General features: G+C 64.5%; 20 protein-coding genes. 12 read left to right on the plus strand and 8 right to left on the minus strand.

The window, feature by feature from the left end:
- Nucleotides 1-24 precede the first annotated feature (24 nt).
- The 9 genes from RAD10_RS21985 (at nt 25) to RAD10_RS22025 (ending at nt 7529) form a co-directional block, all read left to right on the plus strand.
- Entirely contained in the window at nt 25-327 is a 303-nt protein-coding gene (locus RAD10_RS21985; RefSeq protein ID WP_007605424.1) for an urease subunit gamma, read from the plus strand.
- 109 nt (nt 328-436) lie between these two features.
- Nucleotides 437-742 (plus strand): urease subunit beta, encoded by a 306-nt coding sequence (locus tag RAD10_RS21990; protein ID WP_461619231.1) that lies wholly within the window; start codon nt 437-439, stop codon nt 740-742.
- A gap of 57 nt (nt 743-799) precedes the next feature.
- Entirely contained in the window at nt 800-1339 is a 540-nt protein-coding gene (locus RAD10_RS21995; protein ID WP_461619232.1) for an HD domain-containing protein, read from the plus strand.
- A gap of 34 nt (nt 1340-1373) precedes the next feature.
- Nucleotides 1374-3089: an urease subunit alpha gene (ureC, locus tag RAD10_RS22000; RefSeq protein WP_461619233.1), complete on the plus strand. Its 1716-nt coding sequence runs from the start codon at nt 1374-1376 to the stop codon at nt 3087-3089.
- A gap of 142 nt (nt 3090-3231) precedes the next feature.
- Nucleotides 3232-3531 carry a putative quinol monooxygenase gene (locus tag RAD10_RS22005; RefSeq protein ID WP_018318764.1) on the plus strand — a complete coding sequence of 100 codons (300 nt, stop codon included), beginning with the start codon at nt 3232-3234 and terminating at the stop codon, nt 3529-3531.
- A gap of 14 nt (nt 3532-3545) precedes the next feature.
- Nucleotides 3546-4202, plus strand: coding sequence for an urease accessory protein UreE (locus RAD10_RS22010; protein ID WP_461619234.1), 657 nt, complete (start codon nt 3546-3548; stop codon nt 4200-4202).
- Nucleotides 4183-4911 carry an urease accessory protein UreF gene (locus tag RAD10_RS22015; protein ID WP_461619316.1) on the plus strand — a complete coding sequence of 243 codons (729 nt, stop codon included), beginning with the start codon at nt 4183-4185 and terminating at the stop codon, nt 4909-4911. The genes RAD10_RS22010 and RAD10_RS22015 overlap by 20 nt, the downstream gene beginning before the upstream one ends.
- Before the next feature lie 39 nt (nt 4912-4950).
- Nucleotides 4951-5574, plus strand: a complete 624-nt coding sequence (ureG, locus tag RAD10_RS22020) for an urease accessory protein UreG (RefSeq protein ID WP_461619235.1) — start codon at nt 4951-4953, stop codon at nt 5572-5574.
- 296 nt (nt 5575-5870) lie between these two features.
- Complete coding sequence (locus RAD10_RS22025) at nt 5871-7529, plus strand: CHASE domain-containing protein (protein ID WP_461619236.1); 1659 nt, start codon at nt 5871-5873, stop codon at nt 7527-7529.
- A gap of 50 nt (nt 7530-7579) precedes the next feature.
- On the opposite strand, the gene RAD10_RS22030 is transcribed toward RAD10_RS22025, so the two are convergent.
- From RAD10_RS22030 to RAD10_RS22050, 5 genes are all read right to left on the minus strand, one after another.
- Entirely contained in the window at nt 7580-8188 is a 609-nt protein-coding gene (locus RAD10_RS22030; RefSeq protein WP_461619317.1) for a TetR/AcrR family transcriptional regulator, read from the minus strand.
- 285 nt (nt 8189-8473) lie between these two features.
- On the minus strand, nt 8474-9616 hold the full coding sequence (locus tag RAD10_RS22035) for an OpgC domain-containing protein (protein ID WP_461619237.1): 1143 nt from the start codon (nt 9614-9616) through the stop codon (nt 8474-8476).
- 188 nt (nt 9617-9804) lie between these two features.
- Complete coding sequence (locus RAD10_RS22040) at nt 9805-10260, minus strand: hypothetical protein (protein ID WP_028142078.1); 456 nt, start codon at nt 10258-10260, stop codon at nt 9805-9807.
- A 93-nt stretch (nt 10261-10353) separates the two neighbouring features.
- Nucleotides 10354-10725: an ElaB/YgaM/YqjD family protein gene (locus tag RAD10_RS22045; RefSeq protein ID WP_028142077.1), complete on the minus strand. Its 372-nt coding sequence runs from the start codon at nt 10723-10725 to the stop codon at nt 10354-10356.
- A gap of 78 nt (nt 10726-10803) precedes the next feature.
- A complete protein-coding gene (locus RAD10_RS22050; RefSeq protein ID WP_091955959.1) occupies nt 10804-11916 on the minus strand; it encodes an AI-2E family transporter in 1113 nt (370 codons plus the stop codon).
- A 209-nt stretch (nt 11917-12125) separates the two neighbouring features.
- Between RAD10_RS22050 and RAD10_RS22055 the strand changes: the two genes are divergently transcribed.
- Nucleotides 12126-12905 carry a L,D-transpeptidase gene (locus RAD10_RS22055; protein ID WP_461619238.1) on the plus strand — a complete coding sequence of 260 codons (780 nt, stop codon included), beginning with the start codon at nt 12126-12128 and terminating at the stop codon, nt 12903-12905.
- Nucleotides 12906-12922: 17 nt separating this feature from the next.
- Nucleotides 12923-13570, plus strand: coding sequence for a DUF2865 domain-containing protein (locus tag RAD10_RS22060; protein ID WP_461619239.1), 648 nt, complete (start codon nt 12923-12925; stop codon nt 13568-13570).
- Between the two features lie 214 nt (nt 13571-13784).
- Here RAD10_RS22060 and RAD10_RS22065 read toward each other — a convergent pair whose 3' ends face one another.
- Both RAD10_RS22065 and RAD10_RS22070 read right to left on the minus strand, forming a co-directional pair.
- Nucleotides 13785-15878, minus strand: a complete 2094-nt coding sequence (locus tag RAD10_RS22065; RefSeq protein ID WP_461619240.1) for a methyl-accepting chemotaxis protein — start codon at nt 15876-15878, stop codon at nt 13785-13787.
- Between the two features lie 200 nt (nt 15879-16078).
- The gene (locus RAD10_RS22070; RefSeq protein ID WP_461619241.1) at nt 16079-18172 is read right to left on the minus strand and encodes a methyl-accepting chemotaxis protein; all 2094 of its coding nucleotides are present in this window, start codon (nt 18170-18172) and stop codon (nt 16079-16081) included.
- Nucleotides 18173-18444: 272 nt separating this feature from the next.
- On the opposite strand from RAD10_RS22070, the gene RAD10_RS22075 reads away from it, so the two are divergent.
- A complete protein-coding gene (locus RAD10_RS22075) occupies nt 18445-18600 on the plus strand; it encodes a Thivi_2564 family membrane protein (protein ID WP_007599832.1) in 156 nt (51 codons plus the stop codon).
- 118 nt (nt 18601-18718) lie between these two features.
- On the opposite strand, the gene RAD10_RS22080 is transcribed toward RAD10_RS22075, so the two are convergent.
- Complete coding sequence (locus RAD10_RS22080; protein ID WP_008546815.1) at nt 18719-18919, minus strand: CsbD family protein; 201 nt, start codon at nt 18917-18919, stop codon at nt 18719-18721.
- Nucleotides 18920-18977: the final 58 nt, after the last annotated feature.

Consider the following 18977-nt stretch of genomic DNA (forward strand, 5'->3'; position numbering starts at 1 on the left):
CGTGTTGAACGGAAGAGATTCTTCATGAACCTGTCTCCCCGCGAAAAGGACAAGCTTCTGATCTCGATGGCGGCCATCGTGGCCCGCCGTCGGCTGGACCGCGGCGTCAAGCTGAATCATCCCGAGGCGATCGCCATCATCTCCGATTTCATCCTTGAAGGCGCGCGCGACGGCCGCACCGTCGCCGAGTTGATGCAATCCGGCGCGCAGGTCCTCACCCGCGACCAGGTGATGCCGGGCATTCCCGAGATGATCCACGACATCCAGGTCGAGGCGACTTTTCCGGACGGGACCAAGCTCGTCACCGTGCACGAGCCGATCAGGTAATTCGAATTCGTCATTCCGGGGCGCCGCATCGAACCCGGAATCCAGAGGTTTTGGTTTCGAGATTCCGGCCTTCTCGCTGCGCGAGCCCCGGAATGACGAGGAGGATAGAATGATCCCCGGCGAACTCTTCATCCAGGACGGCGAGATCGAGCTCAATGCCGGCCGCAAGACCGTCACGCTGACGGTCGCCAACACCGGCGACCGCCCGATCCAGGTCGGCTCGCACTACCATTTCTTCGAGACCAACCCCGCGCTGAAATTCGACCGCAGACGCGCCCGCGGTATGCGCCTCGACATTGCCGCCGGCACCGCCGTCCGCTTCGAACCCGGCCAGACCCGCGACGTCCAACTCGTCGCCATGGCGGGCAAGAAGACGATTTACGGTTTTCGTGGCGACGTGATGGGTAAGCTGTGAACCCCACAGGAACGAGCGCGGCGCGGCACGGTTGAGGCGGAAACGGAGGTCTTTGCCATGCTGTCGCCCGTCCGCCTCGTCTCAGAAGCCGCCGAACTCGCTGCGCACCGTCACAATGGCATGGCGCGCAAGGGGCGCGGCAACGAGCCCTACATCAATCATCTCGCCGAGGTCGCGAACCTGCTGGCGACCGCGACCGACGGCGCCGATGCCGAACTGGTCGCGGCCGGCTGGCTGCACGATTTGATCGAGGACACCGACACCACACGCGAGGAGCTTGCGCAGACATTCTCCGAGCGTGTTGCCTCCCTCGTCGTCGAATGCACCGACGACATGAGCCTTCCCAAGGCAGAGCGGCGGCGCCTGCAGATTGTCGATGCGCCGAAGAAATCTGCTGGCGCGAAGCTGATCAAGATCGCCGACAAGATCAGCAACATCGGCGCGCGCATTCAGACCGATCCGAGTGCGGACGAGCGCGACGATCTCGCTGATTACGTTGGATGGGCCACGCAGGTCGCTGCCGGTTGCCGCGGCGGCAATCCGTGGCTCGACGAGAAATTCGATGATGCCGTGAAAGCAGCGAAGGCTTTGCTGTGAGTCACCCGATATTCAAACGCAAACGGGGCTTGTGATGTCCGTCAAGATGAAGCGTTCCGTCTATGCCGACATGTTCGGCCCGACCACCGGCGACAGGGTGCGGCTGGCCGACACCGACCTCATCATCGAGGTCGAGAAGGATTTCACCACCTATGGCGAGGAGGTGAAGTTCGGCGGCGGCAAGGTGATCCGCGACGGCATGGGGCAGTCGCAGGTCACCAACAAGCAGGGCGCGGCCGACACCGTCATCACCAATGCGCTGATCGTCGATCATTGGGGCATCGTGAAGGCTGACGTTGCCATCAAGGACGGCATGATCGCCGGCATCGGCAAGGCCGGCAATCCCGACATCCAGCCGGGCGTCACGATCATCATCGGCCCCGGCACCGACGTGATCGCGGGCGAAGGAAAAATCCTCACCGCCGGCGGCTTCGACAGCCACATCCATTTCATCTGCCCGCAGCAGATCGAGCACGCGCTGATGTCGGGCGTCACCTCGATGCTGGGCGGCGGCACTGGCCCGTCGCACGGCACCTTCGCCACCACCTGCACGCCGGGTCCCTGGCACATGGGGCGGATGATCCAGGCGTTCGATGCCTTCCCGGTCAATCTCGGCATCTCCGGCAAGGGCAACGCATCGCGGCCCGCCGCCCTGGTCGAGATGATCAAGGCCGGCGCCTGCGCGCTGAAGCTGCACGAGGATTGGGGCACGACGCCGGCGGCGATCGACAACTGCCTGTCGGTTGCCGATGCTCACGACATCCAAGTGATGATCCATACCGATACGCTGAACGAATCCGGTTTCGTCGAGGATACCATCAAGGCGTTCAAGGGCCGCACCATCCATGCCTTCCACACCGAGGGCGCCGGCGGTGGTCACGCCCCAGATATCATCAAGGTCGCAGGGCTCAAGAACGTGCTGCCGTCCTCGACCAACCCGACGCGGCCCTTCACGCGCAACACCATCGACGAGCATCTGGACATGCTGATGGTGTGCCACCATCTCGATCCTTCAATCGCGGAGGATCTGGCGTTCGCGGAAAGCCGCATCCGGAAAGAGACCATCGCGGCCGAAGACATCCTGCACGATCTCGGCGCGCTCTCGATGATGTCGTCGGACTCGCAGGCCATGGGCCGGCTCGGCGAGGTCATCATCCGGACCTGGCAGACCGCGGACAAGATGAAGAAGCAGCGCGGGTCACTGCCGCAGGACAAGGGCAAGGACAACGACAATTTTCGCGTCAAGCGCTACATCGCCAAATACACCATCAATCCCGCGATCGCGCACGGCGTGTCGAAACTGATCGGGTCGGTCGAGAAGGGCAAGCTCGCCGATCTCGTGCTGTGGTCGCCCGCCTTCTTCGGCGTCAAGCCGGACTGCATCGTCAAGGGCGGCAGCATCGTCGCAGCTCCGATGGGCGATCCCAACGCCTCGATCCCGACGCCGCAGCCGGTGCATTACCAGCCGATGTTCGGCGCCTTCGGCAAGGCGCGCACGGCATCGTCGGTGGTGTTCACCTCGAAGGCCGCGATCACCGGCGGTCTCGCGCGAAAACTCGGCATCGAGAAGAAGCTCTATGCCGTGCAGAACACCCGCGGCAAGATCTCGAAAAAGAGCATGATCCACAACGACGCCACGCCCAATATCGAGGTCGATCCGGAGACCTATGAGGTCCGCGCCGACGGCGAATTGCTCACTTGCGCCCCCGCCGAGGTGCTGCCCATGGCGCAGCGATATTTCATGTACTGAAAATAGCGCCTCAACGCATGTCCCCGGGAGTATGTCCAGAGGGCATGTCCGGGGATGGCTTTTACGGTTTTGCGTTCGATCCTGCCTGGTCTAATGTCCCGCCCGGTATCTAACCTTAGAAGAAAAGCCGGGAGGATTTCTCGTGATCTACGTTGTTGCCACCTTGACCATCAAGCCCGAGACGCGCGCCGAATTCATTGCAGCCGCCACCGCCTGCATCAAGGAGACGCGGAAGGAGCCCGGCAATATCGCCTATGATCTGCATGAAAGCGTCACCGATCCTGCCAAGATGGTGTTCGTCGAGCAGTGGGAGAACGCCGAGGCGCTGGTGCCACATCGTGGCATGGAGCACATGAAGACGTTCGGGCGCGTGGCGGTCAAGTGCTTCACGGCACCGCCGAAGATCGAAGTGATCACGCCCGAGAAGGTCGAGACAAGGTAACGGGGTAAAAGCGCATGATCCGGGCGACGCAGGTCAGGGGACAGCACCGCTTCACGGAAGCGCCGGCGGATACGGTGGTGCTCGATTTCGACGATCGGCACCGCCGCCGCATGGCGATGACGGGAACGCGGGGGCTCGAATTCCTGCTCGACCTGGAGCAGGCCGTCGCACTGCGCGGCGGCGATGCGCTGGTGCTGGAGGACGGCCGGCTGGTCGAAGTGGTCGCGGCGCCCGAGCCGCTGCTGGAAATCCGCGGCCGCGATCCGCATCACCTCATCCGCGTCGGCTGGCACCTCGGCAACCGTCATCTGCCGACGCAGATCATGGCCAAGGCCTTGCGCATCCGCCGCGATCACGTCATCGAAGCGATGGTGAAGGGTCTCGGCGCGCGCGTGATCGAGATCGAGGCGCCGTTCGATCCCGAAGGCGGCGCCTATGCCGATGCCGGCCACGCGCATGGGCATGACGATCATGCGCATCATGATCACGGCCATCATCATGATCATGGTCACGACCACCACGATCACCATGGCCATGATCATCACGCTCATGACCACCACCACGATCATGCCGCGCATGATCATGGGCACGATCATCACCATCACCACGACGAGCATTGCGACCATCCCGACCATCACCACGGCCACAAGCATGCTCATGACCACAAGTGAGCCGGTCGCGGCCTGCGACCTCGCCGAGGGCGAGGCGGCGGCGCTGTACCGGCTGATGAGCTGGCTGTCGCCGGCATTCCCGGTCGGCGGCTTCTCCTATTCCAGCGGCATCGAATGGGCGGTCGAGGCGAGCGACATCGTCGATACGGCCACGCTGGCCGACTGGCTGGACGCAATGCTCGGCGACGGCTCCGGCTTTTGCGACGCGACGTTTCTCGTGCATGCCTATCGTGCTGCAGAGATGGGCGAAGATGCGACCTTGAGCGATATCGCCGAGCTCGCCGCGGCCATGGTGCCGTCGCGCGAGCGGCAGCTGGAGACGACGTCGCAGGGCCGCGCCTTCATCGACATCGCTCGCGCTGCCTGGGATGCAGACGGCCTGGATGCCATGGTTGCGGCATGCCGCACGTCACTGGTCTATCCCGTCGCGGTCGGCCTGGTCGCCGCCAAGCACGGCGTGACGCTGGCGCCGACGCTGCACGCGTTCCTGCATGCGCTGGTATCGAACTGGATTTCGGCCGCCAGCCGGCTCATTCCGCTCGGCCAGACCGACAGCCAGCGCGTGCTGGTGAGGCTGGAAGCCGCCGTTGCCGCCACCGCCAATCGTGCGTTGAACGCAGCATTGGACGATCTTGGCAGCGCGACCTTCCGCGCCGATCTCGCCAGCCTGCGGCACGAGACGCAATATACCCGGCTGTTCCGGTCGTGAGCGGTGCGGCCTTTGACCCATCGAGAAAGAGCGAATGACATGTCGAAATCTCACGGCCCCTTGCGTGTCGGCGTCGGCGGTCCGGTCGGATCGGGCAAGACCGCGCTGATGGACCTGCTCTGCAAGACCATGCGCGAGCGCTATGACATTGCCGCGATCACCAACGACATCTACACCAAATGGGATGCCGAGTTCCTGGTGCGATCGGGCTCGCTGACGCCGGACCGCATTGCCGGCGTCGAGACCGGCGGCTGCCCGCACACCGCGATCCGCGAGGATGCCTCGATGAATCTCGCCGCGGTGGCGGACATGCGCGCCAAGTTTCCCGGGCTCGATCTCGTGCTAATCGAGTCCGGCGGCGACAATCTCGCTGCCACTTTTTCCCCGGAGCTGGCCGACCTGACCATCTACGTCATCGACGTGGCCGCCGGCGACAAGATCCCGTCCAAGGGCGGCCCCGGCATCACCCGGTCCGACCTGCTGGTCATCAACAAGATCGACCTCGCCCTCCATGTCGGCGCCTCCCTGGAGAAGATGGACACGGACGCCAGGCGCATGCGCGGCGAGCGGCCCTTCGTCATGACCAATCTGAAGAAGGGCGAGGGCCTCGACCGCATTGTCGGCTTCATCGAGGCCAAAGGCGGCCTGAAACGGGCGGGCTGACAGCGCGCGACGACTTGGCGCATGCTGTTTCCGCCGTTAACCCTGCGGCCGGGCCGCAACCACGGAACAAATTTCGGACACGGCGATTAACTACCTCCGGTGCCCGGGCAATTCATCCCGGCCAGACCATCGGCCGGGCGGATTAAGCTTTCCAGGCGACCCAAGTTGCGTACCGATGCCTCCTCCTTCATTATCTCTGCCACCGGGGTTCACCCTGTTTCGGCACATGGCCGTTCGAGCGGCGTTCATATGCTCCTTGTTTATTGCCGACCTCCTGCTTTCGCCTGAGTAGTCGCGTGGTCCGGCTGGGTTTCATCATCGGTTTCATCGCTCTGCTCGGAGCCTTGCTCTCCGGGCTTGCGGCCTATCGCGTCCATGACCAGGAGCTGGCGCTGGACCGGATCGCGCTCGCGCGCGCGATCGACGTTCATGCCAGCCTGGTGCAGGACCGGCTCACCGAGCGCGAACTGCTCGCACGTGTCGCCTCAGGCCTGTTCCGCACGCCATCCGTGATCAAGCCGAACATGCTGGAGCCGCTGCGCTCGGCCATTTACGCCTTCAAGACCGATTTCGTGGTGGCCGGCTGGATCGCCCGGCTGAAGCCGAACGAGCTTACGGCGGCGCAGGCTGCCATTGGAGGCGCCGGCTTCCCCAATCCGAAGATCCGCACCTTTGACGACAAGCCGATCAATCCGGCCGAGATCACCCAGCCGATCGACGTGCTGTTGGATCTCGAGCCGCGCAGCGACGAGACCAAGGCTCTGCCTGGCCGAAGTTACGACCAGGATCAGGTTCGCAGCGCCATGTTGACACGGGCCCGGCTCGAGAAGCGGTCGGTGGCTTCGGACCCGATTCCGCTGTTGCGCGGCAACGGGCCGGTCGGGATCATTGTGGCAGCTCCCGTCATTCCCGAGGGTGCGACCGAGCCAGCCGGGTTCGTCACCTTTTCCTACGAACTCGCCTCGCTGATGCTGACCAATGACGACATGTCCTTGTTCTCGGTCGCGCTCAGGGACCCGCGCAAGGAAGGTGGCGAGCTCGTTGCCAACGATCAGGGCATCGTCTCCACCCGCATGACGACGGCGGAAGGGCCGACGCCATCGGCGACGCGCACGGTGAGCTTCGGCGGCCGTGACTGGCAGCTGGGCTATTATGCGAAGACCAACTCGGCGCGTCGCGCCGAGCAGACCGCGATCATCGTGGCTGCGATCGGCTTCGCGATCACTGCGATGGTGTGCGGCCTGTTTGGCTATGTCGCCTACAACAATCTGCGGCTCAGCCGGGAAATCCAGGTCAGAATCGGCTTCGAGCGCCGGCTGACCGCGGTGATCGACGAGCTCAACCACCGAGTCAAGAATATCCTCGCGGTGATCCAGTCGATCGTCACGCGCACGTTGCGTCACGGCTCGGACATCGACGTCGCCCGTGAACTGCTGATCGGCCGCATCCACGCCATGTCCAACGTGGTCTCGCTGCTCAGCGAGAGCCAGTGGCAGGGCGTCAAGCTGAAGGGCCTGTTCGAGGCGCGCGCCATCCCGCATGCCGACCGCATTGCCGTCACGGGTCCTGATATCGCGGTCAGCGCGCGCGCGGCGCAGAGCCTCTCGCTGCTGTTCTTCGAACTTGCCTCGCATTCCGACGAGGGCCTGTCGCTGGTCGGAAAGCACCCGCACATCACCGCCAGCTGGACGGTGACGGGCGAGGGGGCGGGCGAGGTCTTCCATTTCCGCTGGGAGGAGCTCAACACCAGCGAGGCGACGCGCCGCCCCGATTCCGATTTCGGCCTGATCCTGCTCGACCGGGTCGCCCCGGAGGCGCTCGGCGGCACCGCCAAGCGCTATTTCACCGACGCTTCCTATGTCTACGAGCTGATCGCGCCGATGGAGACGGTGGTCGACATGACCGAGCGCGACCGCACGGACAAGATCTCCGCACCGGTGAGGCCTGCGCGATAGAAGCCGCCGGCTTCAGCCTCGGGCTAACCCTTGGGGCCTAACCCTTGGGCTTAACCCTTGGGCCGCAACACCAGGTCGACCAGATTGCGGGCGTAGGCCGGCGTGATCGGCGCGATGCCGAAGACGTAGCGGTAGAACAGGCCGCCATAGATCGCGTCGTAAAGATCCTCAGCCGGCCCTTCGGCCAGGATGCTGCCGTCGCTCTGGCCTGCCGCGATCATCTCGACCAGCGCGTCGCGACGGAATTGCAGATAGCGGGCATAGAACAGCTCGGCGGAGCCGGTTTTGGAAATGCATTCGGAGATGACCGCGAGCTGGACCTTGCCGAACTCGCCCTGGAGCGCCTCGGCGTAGGCTGCGGCATGGCGGCGGGCGCGCGCCGCGGGGTTGCCGGAGCTCACCGCGGGCAGCGGCAGCATCTGCGCGGCATGTTGAAGAAAGGCGTCGATCAAGAGCGCCTCGCGGGACGGCCACCATTTGTAGATCGTCATCTTGGAGACGCTGGAGTGGCGGGCGACCGCGTCGATGGTGGTGGCGGCAAGGCCGGTGGACGCCATCAGCGTATAGGCGCTTTCGAGAATGGCGTTGCTGGTCTCGATCGACCGAGGCCGGCCGCGCCGGGGCGCGCTCTCGGCCTCTTCACCCCCGCTTTTCGCCATCGCCACGCCCGGTCTCCTCACGTAGAGCTTCCCCGCATAGCGCAGCCGCCGCTTTCGGCCTAGCAGAATCGCACGATTCTCTGCCTAGAGCGTTTTCGAGCGAAGTGGATCCCGGCTGCCGTGAAGAAAACGACCCAAAATAAGAATCCAGGGCCCGTTCCGATTCCATCGGACGAAATTGGCTCTAAAGCATGATCCGGAAAAGTGCGCAGCGGTTTTCCGAAAAGATCATGCTTAAACAACAACCTAAAGCGCGATGACGATCTATCCTCATCGCATCGCGCTTTAGGCCTGCTGCCGCAAGGCCGTCGGGAGATCCTGCCACTTCGACCAGGCGACATAGTAGGCTACCGCGGTCATGGCGGCGAAGCCGGCGAGGCTCACCACGATCTGCATCGCCACCAGATTGGCGCTGGTGATCAGGATGAGATGGCCCGCAAACGACAGGAACACCCCGACGCAGAACACGGCGAGCCATTCCTCGCCACATCGGATGACCGCCTGCAGCGGCTTCAATTGCAGGCCGGGATGATTGGCCGGAATGAGATGGGTCGCCAGCAAGGCGAGCGCGAGGAAGTGAATCACGCGATAGGGCGCGAGGTTTTCCTTGTCGGTCGGCGCGATGCTGTCGAGGAGGAGGTCCGGCAGGTAAGCCGACATTGCCGGCGAATGGCGCAGCAGGGTGATGGCCATCGCGAATACGAGATAGGTGCCGGCGAGAATCCGCAGCCAGGGCATGTCGCGCAGCGCGCGTCCGGGCGCGCCTGTCACGGCGAACCAGCCCCCGAGCACCATCAGCATCTGCCAGCAGAGCGGATTGAAGGTCCATTCCTGGTCCGGATAGACCCGAAAATTCCAGTCGAACCAGCGTGCGGCAAGATACAGCGCGACTGATGCCGCCAGGGTCAGATTCGGCCACCGCAACAGACCCCACAGCGCGAACGGAAAAAAGGCCATCAGCGGGATCATCAATTGCAGGAGGTCGAGGTTCAGTGGCTCCTCCTGGAGCACGAGGCCGCGGACCAGGATTCGCAGCGGGTGCTCGAGAATGCCCGAGATATTGTATTCGTGGATGATCTCCGGCGCCATCGACTGCGAGGCGGCATAGGCGATGGTGTCGATGTAGATCACGAACAGCACGACATAGGCGGCGTAGAGCCGCCAGACGCGGCGGAAGATGCGCGTCGCCGCCACGAGGTAGCCCCGTTCAAGCGCCATCCGGCCGTGGATGATGGCGACGCCATAGCCGACGACGAACACGAACAGGTCAGCCGCGCCGCTGAAGCCGAAATTGCGCAGCGTCAGCAGGTTGACGACGTTGTTCGGGATATGGTCGACGAAAACCGACCAGTTGGCGATACCGAGCGTCAGATACAGCCTGGCGTCGTGATGGAATGCGGCGAGGTTCGCCTTAACGGACGGTTTCATTGATTAAAATAGCTTTGGGAATCAGGGTGATACTTTTAACGGCAACCGCCTGCCCATCCGAGTAGCGTTTGCGTGATGGCTGGGGGCAGCCGCGCCGTTATGGCGCGAAATTGCGCGGCGTCTTGTGGACAACTCTGATAGATGCGCTCGGAGGACTTACAACGAAATTTTCTAACCTGTTCTTACCGCTATTCGGCCGGTTCAGCCGACGCCTCGTCGGGAACGCCCGCGCGGCTCGCCATGATGCCAAGGGCGACGCCGCCGATCGCCAGGATCGGCAGCAGCCGCTTGACGCCGATGGCACGGACGATCTGGAGCCCGGTGGCGAGCAGCATCGGATCCGCGAGCATGCTCTGCGCCGCCGACTTCGCGGCGCGCTCGGCCGCGATCTGGGCGCGCTTCTGCACCTCGCGCTTGTAGCCCCAATAAGAACCTGCCGCTGCCAGCGTCAGCAGGAAGAAGATGCCGGCGCCGGCAAGACAGGCCTGCACCGGGCCATATTTCTCCAGCACCGAGATGAAGGCGGCGGCGCAGAGGAAGCACGTCGTCACGAACAGCGCGAAGGCCGCGGCTGCGGCAAGCGAGGTCAGTCGCACCGTCGTGCCGGTGGATGCACTGATCCCGTCGATGATGCGCTGAAACATGGCCCTCGCTCCTCAATTCCCCGCAAGCCAAACCGTCACGGGCCGACACCGGCAACGCGCCGGTGCCGACGCCTCAACACGCGTCCGCAAATCTTACCGGCGCCAGGCGGCACCGATCAGAAAGCCGATGCCGAGCGCGAGTCCGACGGTCGCAAGCGGCCGCTGTGTGATCGCGTCTTCGAGCGTCTCCTCGATCGAGCCGTAGGCTTCCTGGGCCGCGCCCATCATTGCACTGCCGCGCTCCGACACGTCGTCGAGCGCGGTATCCATGTTCTCGCGCGCCTGGCGATAGCCGCGGCGAGCCTGCTTGCTGGTGGAATTGGCAAAGGTGTTGAGCGCGTCGGTGATCTGGTCGGTGAGGGCGGCGATATCGCTTTTCACGGCTGCTACATCCTTCTCGAGGCGTTCTCTGGTGGCTTTGTCGGTCCAGTCTTTCATCCCGGCTTCGGCATTGGTCGTGGACATCGGGAGCTCCAAACTGTTGACGGCTGAGATAGCCGGAAAACGTTTCGTCGTCGGGGAAGTTCCGTTCGCGGAAACCGGTCAGTCCTGCGGAAGCTGTGGCGCATCCGCCGGCAACAGATGCTCCTTCAGGATCAGCGCGACGATCAGGAGCGGCGACGACAGGAAGGCGCCCATCGGCCCCCACAGCCAGGTCCAGAACGCGAGCGCCAGCAGCACGGCGAGTGCGTTCAGCGCCAGCCGCCGCCCGATGATCATGGGCGTGACGAAGTGCCCCTCCAGGAAGGTGAGGCCGCCGAAGGCGAGCGCCGCCATCAGGCCGCCGCTGATGGTCGGGAAGGCGACCAGCCCCACCACGAGCAGAACGGCGAACATCGCGATCGGCCCGATGATCGGGATGAAGTTGAGGGTTGCCGCAAGCGCGCCGAGCCCGGCCGGATTGGGCATGCCGGTGAGCGCACAGACGAGGCCGGTGGCGACGCCGACCCCGATATTGATGAGCGTGACGGTCAGGAGGTAGTTGCCGAGATGGACCTCGATCTCGTTGAGGATCCGAAGCGTGCGCAGCCGGGCGTCGCGGTCGCTGAAGGTCATGATCAGCGCCCGGCGCAGATCGCGCCAGCTCGCGATGAACAGGATCAGGGTGACGAAGAACAGCAGGAATTCGGTAAAGGTCGGTGACAGGAATTCCAGCGTCGGCTGCACCCAATCGAATTTCGGCATCTGGAAGTTCGGCAGTCCTTCCGAGCCGCCGACCATGGCCTGCAGCTCGCGCCATAATGCCAGCGGCCGGTCGAACACGTGCAGCTTGTCCTTCAATTGCGCGCCGAGCTCCGGCAGGCGCGTGCTCCATTCCATCGCGGGGGAGGCGATCAGCGCCACCACGAAGGCCACCACGGCGGTCCCCGCAACTACGATCAGAACGGCACCTACGCTGCGCGGCACCTTGTACCGCTCCAGAAAGCCCGCCGCCGGCGACAGCATGGTGCCGGTGACGAAGGCCATCACGACCGGCAGGAAGAAAGCTCTTCCAACGTAGAGCACGGTAACGACCGCAATCAGTAACAAGCCGGCAAGCGCGAAGGCTACGAACTCGGTGCGGCGGATCACCGGCGGCAGTTCGATATGGCTGTCGGGAAGCGGACTGCCTTCGCTGTTGCCGGGAATCAGACGTTCACTGGGAAGGACGCGCACAATCTCTCTCCCGCACGGAAGCCTCGATCCGCGCGCCCATTGGCGAGCTGATAATGCGCGAGCGGTGCGGCGGTTCCATCGCGGCTTCGTGAACACGTGCTCGCTTGACTGTGACAAGGATGCCGCGCGCTGGGCCGGAACCTGAATCGCCCCCGCGGCGTTTGTTCGCAAGCGCATCACCCTGATGCACGCATCCAACGGGGCAGCACATGACAAAGTTCTCTGCAGTCCGTCGCAGCTTCTCGCCGCGCGTCGTCACCGCCTTCGCTTTCGCAACCGCTCTGCTGACGATGCCTTTCGCTGGCGCGAGCGCGCAGACGTACGGCTATGCGCCGATGCCGCCGCAGGCGTACCCGCAGGACCAGGGTTACGCGCCGGGCTATGTGAACGAAGCGCCGCAGCCGCAGGCGGCGGACGAGGATGCCCAGCTGCCCGATCGTCTGCGCAAGCAGATCGTCGGATTCGACCGCAGCGAGCCGGCCGGCACCATCGTCATCGATACCAACAACACCTATCTCTATTACGTGCTCGGTAATGGTCGTGCGATCCGTTACGGCGTCGGCGTCGGCCGCGAAGGTTTCACCTGGTCCGGCGTGCAGAGCGTCAGCCGCAAGGCGGAATGGCCGGACTGGCATCCGCCGGCCGAGATGATTGCGCGCCAGCCCTATCTGCCGCGCTTCGTCGCGGGCGGTCCCGGCAACCCGCTCGGGGCGCGTGCGATGTATCTCGGCTCCAGCGAATACCGCATCCACGGCACCAACGATCCCTCTACGATCGGCAAGTTCGTCTCCTCCGGCTGCATCCGCATGACCAACGAGGACGTCACCGACCTGTTCGGCCGCGTCAATGTCGGCGCCAAGGTCGTGGTGCTGCCGAAGAATGCGCCGCTGATGGCCAAAGGCGGCGACCCCGCGCGCAAGCGTCCAGCCGTGACGGCGATGCCGTCGGGCCGGCAGGCCCTGAACATCGCGACGTCGGCCGTGAACTAAGAGTAAGAGTGAGTCATATGAGCAGACGCCTGATTGGCAAAGTGGCTGGCGGTACGGCGATCATGGTCGTTGTCTCCGCTGGTCTGGCATTCGCACCGTCGGCGCACGCGGAGGATTTTTTCTCGGCGCTGTTCGGTGCGTTCGGAGGGCGGCCTCCACAGATCCGGACGCCGTTCCCTGGCGACGACATGCCGCGCTACGACGCCCCTCGCCAACGCGCCGCCTATGGCGGCGGCACGGCCTATTGCGTGCGTGGCTGCGACGGCCGCTACTTCCCGGCGCAAGGCAATGATGCCGAGAGCAAGGCGCAATCCTGCAAGAGCTTCTGCCCGGCTTCCGAGACGTCGCTGGTCTATGGCAGCAATATCGACGACGCCACGGCTGAGAATGGAAAGCCCTATTCCGACCTGCCGAACGCGTTCCGCTACCGCAACGAGATCGTCGCGGGCTGCACCTGCAACGGCAAGGATCCGGCCGGACTCGCATCGGTCAAGGTCGAGGACGATCCCACCCTGCGCAAGGGCGATATCGTCGCCGGCGCTGACGGCCTGGTGGTCGCCAGCCGCAACGCCAACGACCGCCGCGGCGTCGCGATGAATTTTTCGCCGCTGCCGGCATCGGTGCGCGCCAAATTCCGCCAGGTGCCTGTGGTGGCGAAGGAATAGGGCGGCGGCTTCACGTGGGGCCCAGCGCTACCGCCTCAATCTCCGCTGTCATCCCGGACAAGCTAAGCGCAGATCCGGGATCCATAACCAAAGGGAGAAGTTACGGCACGAGCCGGCAACCACGAGTCTTCGCCAAACTACTCCCGTGGTTATGGATCCGCGCGTTCGCGGGGATGACACCGAAGGTGTAGAGGCATCTTCTATCTAACCAACGTTACGCCGCGCGGATCTTGCCGAGGAAGTCGCTGACCTGATCGCCGAGCTGGCGGCTTTGGGTTTCCAGCATCTCGGAGGCCTGCTTGACGTTCTCGGCCGCACCGGCTGCGGTGTCGGCGTCGGCTTTCACGCCGGTGATGTTGTCCGAGACGTTCTTGGTGCCCTGCGCCGCATATTGCGTGCTGCGGGTGATCTCCTGAGTGGCCGCGCCCTGCTCCTGGACGGCGGCGGCGATCGCGGTCGCGACCTCGTTAACTTCGCCGATGATGCCGCCGATCGCCTGGATCGCATTGATGGCATCGCCCGCGACCTTCTGGATGTCGGCGATCTGCTCGGAGATCTCCTCGGTCGCCTTGGCGGTCTGGCTCGCCAACGACTTCACCTCGGAGGCAACGACGGCAAACCCACGGCCAGCTTCGCCGGCGCGCGCCGCCTCGATCGTGGCGTTGAGCGCCAGCAAATTGGTCTGTGCGGCGATGGTGTTGATGAGCCCGACGACCTCGCCGATGCGCCCCGCCGATTGCGCCAGCCCCTGAACGGTGCTGTCGGTCTCGCGCGCCTGGTTGACGGCGCGGCTGGCGATGCCTGCGGCATGTGCGGCCTGCTGGCTGATGTCGTTGATGGATGCGCTGAGCTCCTCGGCAGCTGCCGCGACGCTCTCGACGCTGGTCGATGCGTCGTTCGAGGCCTTGCCTGCGATCTCGGCGCGTTCATTGGTCTGGCGTGACACCGCGGACAGGTCACCCGAGGTCTTGCGCATTTCGCCGGACGCCTCGCTCAGTTCGCCCAGCGACTTGTGCACCACGCCTTCGAACTCGCCGACATAGGCTTCCATCGCGCGCTGCCGCGCGGCGGCACCGGCGTTGCGCTCGCGTTCCTGCTCTTCGATCTTCAGCTTGTCGATGGCCTGCTGCTTGAAGGTCTCCAGTGCACCCGCGAGCGAGCCGATCTCGTCACGTCGGTCGAGATAGCCGCTGTCGACGGTGAGGTCGCCGCCGGCGACCCTCAGCATGGCATCGCGAATCCGGTGCAGCGGCGTAATCACGCGGCGGCTGACCGCCAGCATGGCGGCGCCGGTCAGGACGATCGCGGCGACGAGCAGGGCGGTGTTGACCATCAGCAATTGCACCGCGGCCGCCCGCTGCGCGGCGGAGTGATCCTTGGCGGCCTGCAGCGCGGCGTCGGCGAGCCTCACGGCGGTCATCATGCGGGGCACCGAATAGGGGCTCCACTGGTTGGCGGTCATCGACGGCTTCTCGCCCTTGGCGACCATAGTGATGACGCCATCGCGGGTAGCGGCGTATTGCGGATCGAAATAGGTCGACTTGGTCTCGGCCATTGCCGCCGCCAGTGCCGGCGGCAATGGCATGCCGGACGCGGCAAGCTCGATCGCGGTCCAGGCGGTGTCGGTACCGCCGACCAGCTTCGTGTAGGCAAGCTGCACGTCGGGCGCGATCTTGCCGGCGTTGAGTGCATTCCCGACGATCTGCGAGGACTCGCCGGCCGTATTGCGCAGCAGCCAGGCCATCTGCTTGATGGACAGGAGCTGGTCGATGGTCGCGTCCTGGTGGTTGACGCTCGCCGCGAGCGCGCCCGAGAGTTTTTCGAGCTGCGCCATCAGCGCGTCCTCGGTCGCGACATATTCCTTGGCGAGGCCTGCGCGGCGCTCGGCCTTGGGCTTGACGACCTCGGTCCAGAACTCGGCCTGTGCGGCCGGCAGCGTCTTGTTCAGCGTGCCGAGATCGGCGAGGAACGCCTCGCGCTGGACGATGTCGGTCGTGGGCAGGAGCTCGAGCGTGAGGGCCAGCGCCGGCATCAGGGCCGCGCGCAGCTCGCGGATGTATTTCTCGATGTCCTTGTCCATCGCGACATCGGAGTTGAGCTGGCGGCTGCTGGTTGAGCGGTCGGCCCGAATGTTGGCCATCGCCTTGAACACTTCGGCTGAGGCGGCGGAAACCGCGACGATCCGGTTGGCCTGCTGAAGCCGACCCCATGAGCTCCATGCGCTGATCGAGAAGCCGACGACGACGATGAGCGCGGTGGACAGGATCACCGCCTTCAGCAGCGTGGATACGGTCAGGCGATTGAGCATCGGATACCCCGGGTACGCATTTCGAGTTCGTGGCCCTGAACGGCAGCCCCACGAAGTTCGAAAAGACCAAGGGATGCACGCAGCAGGCGCGCCCGCCGGTGGCGAGCGCGTGAGGCGCATTTGGCCCGAAAAGGGTAAAGACTTAGACAGCGTTCCTGCCGTAAAATTACGGCTTCGCTGCGGCTCGTCTCGCCCGACGTCTACGCCGCGCGGATCTTGCCGAGGAAGTCGCTGACCTCATGGCCGAGCTGGCGGCTCTGGCTCTCCAGCATCTCGGAGGCCTGCTTCACATTGTCGGCGGCTGCGGCGGCAGCGTCCGCATCGGCTTTGACGCCGGTGATGTTGTCCGAGACGTTCTTGGTGCCCTGCGCCGCGAATTGCGTGCTGCGGGTGATCTCCTGCGTCGCCGCACCCTGCTCCTGCACGGCGGCGGCAATGGCGGTCGCCACTTCGTTGACTTCGCCGATGATGCCGCCGATGGTCTGGATCGCGTTGATGGCGTCGCCCGCGACTTTCTGGATGTCGGCGATCTGCTCGGAGATCTCCTCGGTCGCCTTCGCCGTCTGGCTTGCCAGCGACTTCACTTCGGAGGCGACCACGGCAAAGCCGCGGCCGGCTTCGCCGGCGCGCGCCGCTTCGATGGTGGCGTTGAGCGCGAGCAGATTGGTCTGCGCCGCGATGGTGTTGATGAGGCCGACGACCTCGCCGATGCGCCCCGCCGACTTCGCCAGGCCCTGCACGGTGCCGTCGGTTTCGCGCGCCTGCGTGACGGCGCGACCGGCGATGCCTGCGGCGTGCGCGGCCTGCTGGCTGATGTCGTTGATCGAGGCCGAGAGCTCCTCAGCGGCGGCCGCGACGCTGTCGACGCTCATGGAGGCGTCGTTGGAGGCCTTGCCGGCGACTTGGACGCGATCGTTGGTCTGGCGCGACACGGCGGAGAGGTCGCCCGAGGTCTTGCGCATCTCGCCGGAGGCCTCGCCCAATTCGCCGAGCGTCTTTCGCACCGCGCCCTCGAACTCGCCGACATAGGCTTCGACGGCGCGCTGGCGTGCGGCAGCGCCCGCATTGCGCTCGCGCTCCTGCTCTTCGATCTTGAGCTTGTCGGTGGCCTGCTGCTTGAAGGTCTCCAGCGCGCCGGCCAGTGCGCCGATCTCGTCCTGACGATCGAGATAGCCGCTGTCGACGGCAAGGTCGCCGCCGGCGACCTTCAGCATGGCGTCGCGGATGGTGTTGAGCGGATGGATCACGCGGCGGCTCACGAGCATGACCGCGCCGACGGCAAGGCCGATGGCGAGCGCCAGCAATCCGAGCTGCACGATCAGGGCGCGCTGCGCGGCGCCGCGCTGCTCCAGCGTATGGACCTTGGCGGCGTCGAGAGCAGCTTCCGCCACGGTGACCGCGCTGGAAAGGCGGCCGACCGTGAGCGGGCTCCACTGGTTGGCGGTCATCTCGGCCTTCTCGCCCTTGACCAGCGTGTCAGCGAGGCGGTCCCGCAGGGTCAGATATTGCGGCTCGAAATAGGCGGCCTTGGCCGCGGCCATGGCGGAGACGAGCGCGGTCGGCAACTGCATGCCCGAGGCTGACAATTCCAGCGCCTTCCACATCGCCGACGTGCCGCCGACATGCTGGGTGTAGTTGTTGCGCGCTTCCGGTGTGATCTTGCCGGCGGCAAGACCGGTCGAGACGACCAGCGAAGCTTCGCCCGCGGTGTTGCGGAGCAGCCAGGCGTTCTGCTTGATCGACAGCAACTGGTCGATCACGGCGTCCTGGTGATTGACGGTGGCGGCCAGGACGTTCGACAGCTTGTCGAGCGTTTCGAGCAGGCCGCCCGTCGTCTCCATATATTCCTTCGGCAGGCCGGCGCGACGCTGATCCCTGGGCTTGGCCATATCCGCCCAGAACTGTTTCTGCTCTTCGGTCAGCAGCTTGTGGAGGCGCGCAAGCTCTGGCACCAGCGTGCCCGATTGCGGGAAGTCCATGACCGGCAGCAGCTCCAGCGCGCGTGCCATTGCGGGCATCTCGGTGTCTCGGATCGCGCGCAGATATTTCTCGATCTCGGCATCCATCGGTTCGGCCGCGTTGAGGAGCCGCGTCGTGGTCGATCGGTCGGTGCGCAGGCTGTGCATCGCCTTGAACAAATCGGCGGATGCGTCTGCGGTCTGCGAGATGCGGTTGGCGGTCTTGAGGCGATCCCAGGACTCGAAGGCGGTGAGCGAGAGCGCGAGCACCACGCAGGCCGACGTAATCGCGATCACCGCCTTCAGCAGCGCGGATACGGTCAGACGATTCAGCATCGAAGTCCCCCCAATTCCCATTGCAAAGCTCTTGAAAACGCCCCGGCAGCATCGACAAGCCAGGCGCGGCAGAACGGCAATCGCACGCCGTTTGCGGCCCACGGCCCCGGCGTCATTTCCGCATCTGAAAGGAAAAGGGTAAAATTTTAGGCCGGCCGTCCGATCGTAGAAGTACGTATTTACTAGAAGTTGCAGTGGGTTGCCGCGATGGAACCAGCGCGGGAGACAGGCGTTAGAGCGGTGGTCGCAATTTGCCTGAAGGGGGTCTCGCGATGCTGGTGGGCGTACTCGTCACTTTTCTCGTCGTTATTCTCGTCCTTTATCTCATCAACATGTTGCCGATGGACGGTCGCGCCAAGCAGATCGCGCGCGTGGTCGTCATCATCATCGGCATCGTCTCGCTGCTGAAATATCTCGCGGTGTTCTAGCAAGGGACGCAGCGATATCCGGGGTGCCGCAACAAAGGTCCCGGATGTCGCTTCGCTCATCCGGGCTACTCGCCAAACAAGAAGCCCCGGCTTTCGCCGGGGCTTCGTTTGCGCTGCTTCAGTGCAGCGATTTCAGCCAGTCGTCGACGTCCTGACGAACCTGGTCCTTGGCCTTGCCGTAGCGTTCCTGGAGCCGGCCCTCGAGCTGCTCGCGGCGTCCCTCGATCAATTGGAGGTCGTCGTCGGTGAGCTTGCCCCATTTCTCCTTGGCCGAACCCTTGAACTGCTTCCAGTTTCCTTCGATGCGATTCCAGTCCATGACCATCTCCCAATGGTTGATGGCCGTACAACGCGAGTGCCGCGCAGCCGTTCCGCTG

The organism is Bradyrhizobium sp. 23AC, from assembly GCF_054863025.1.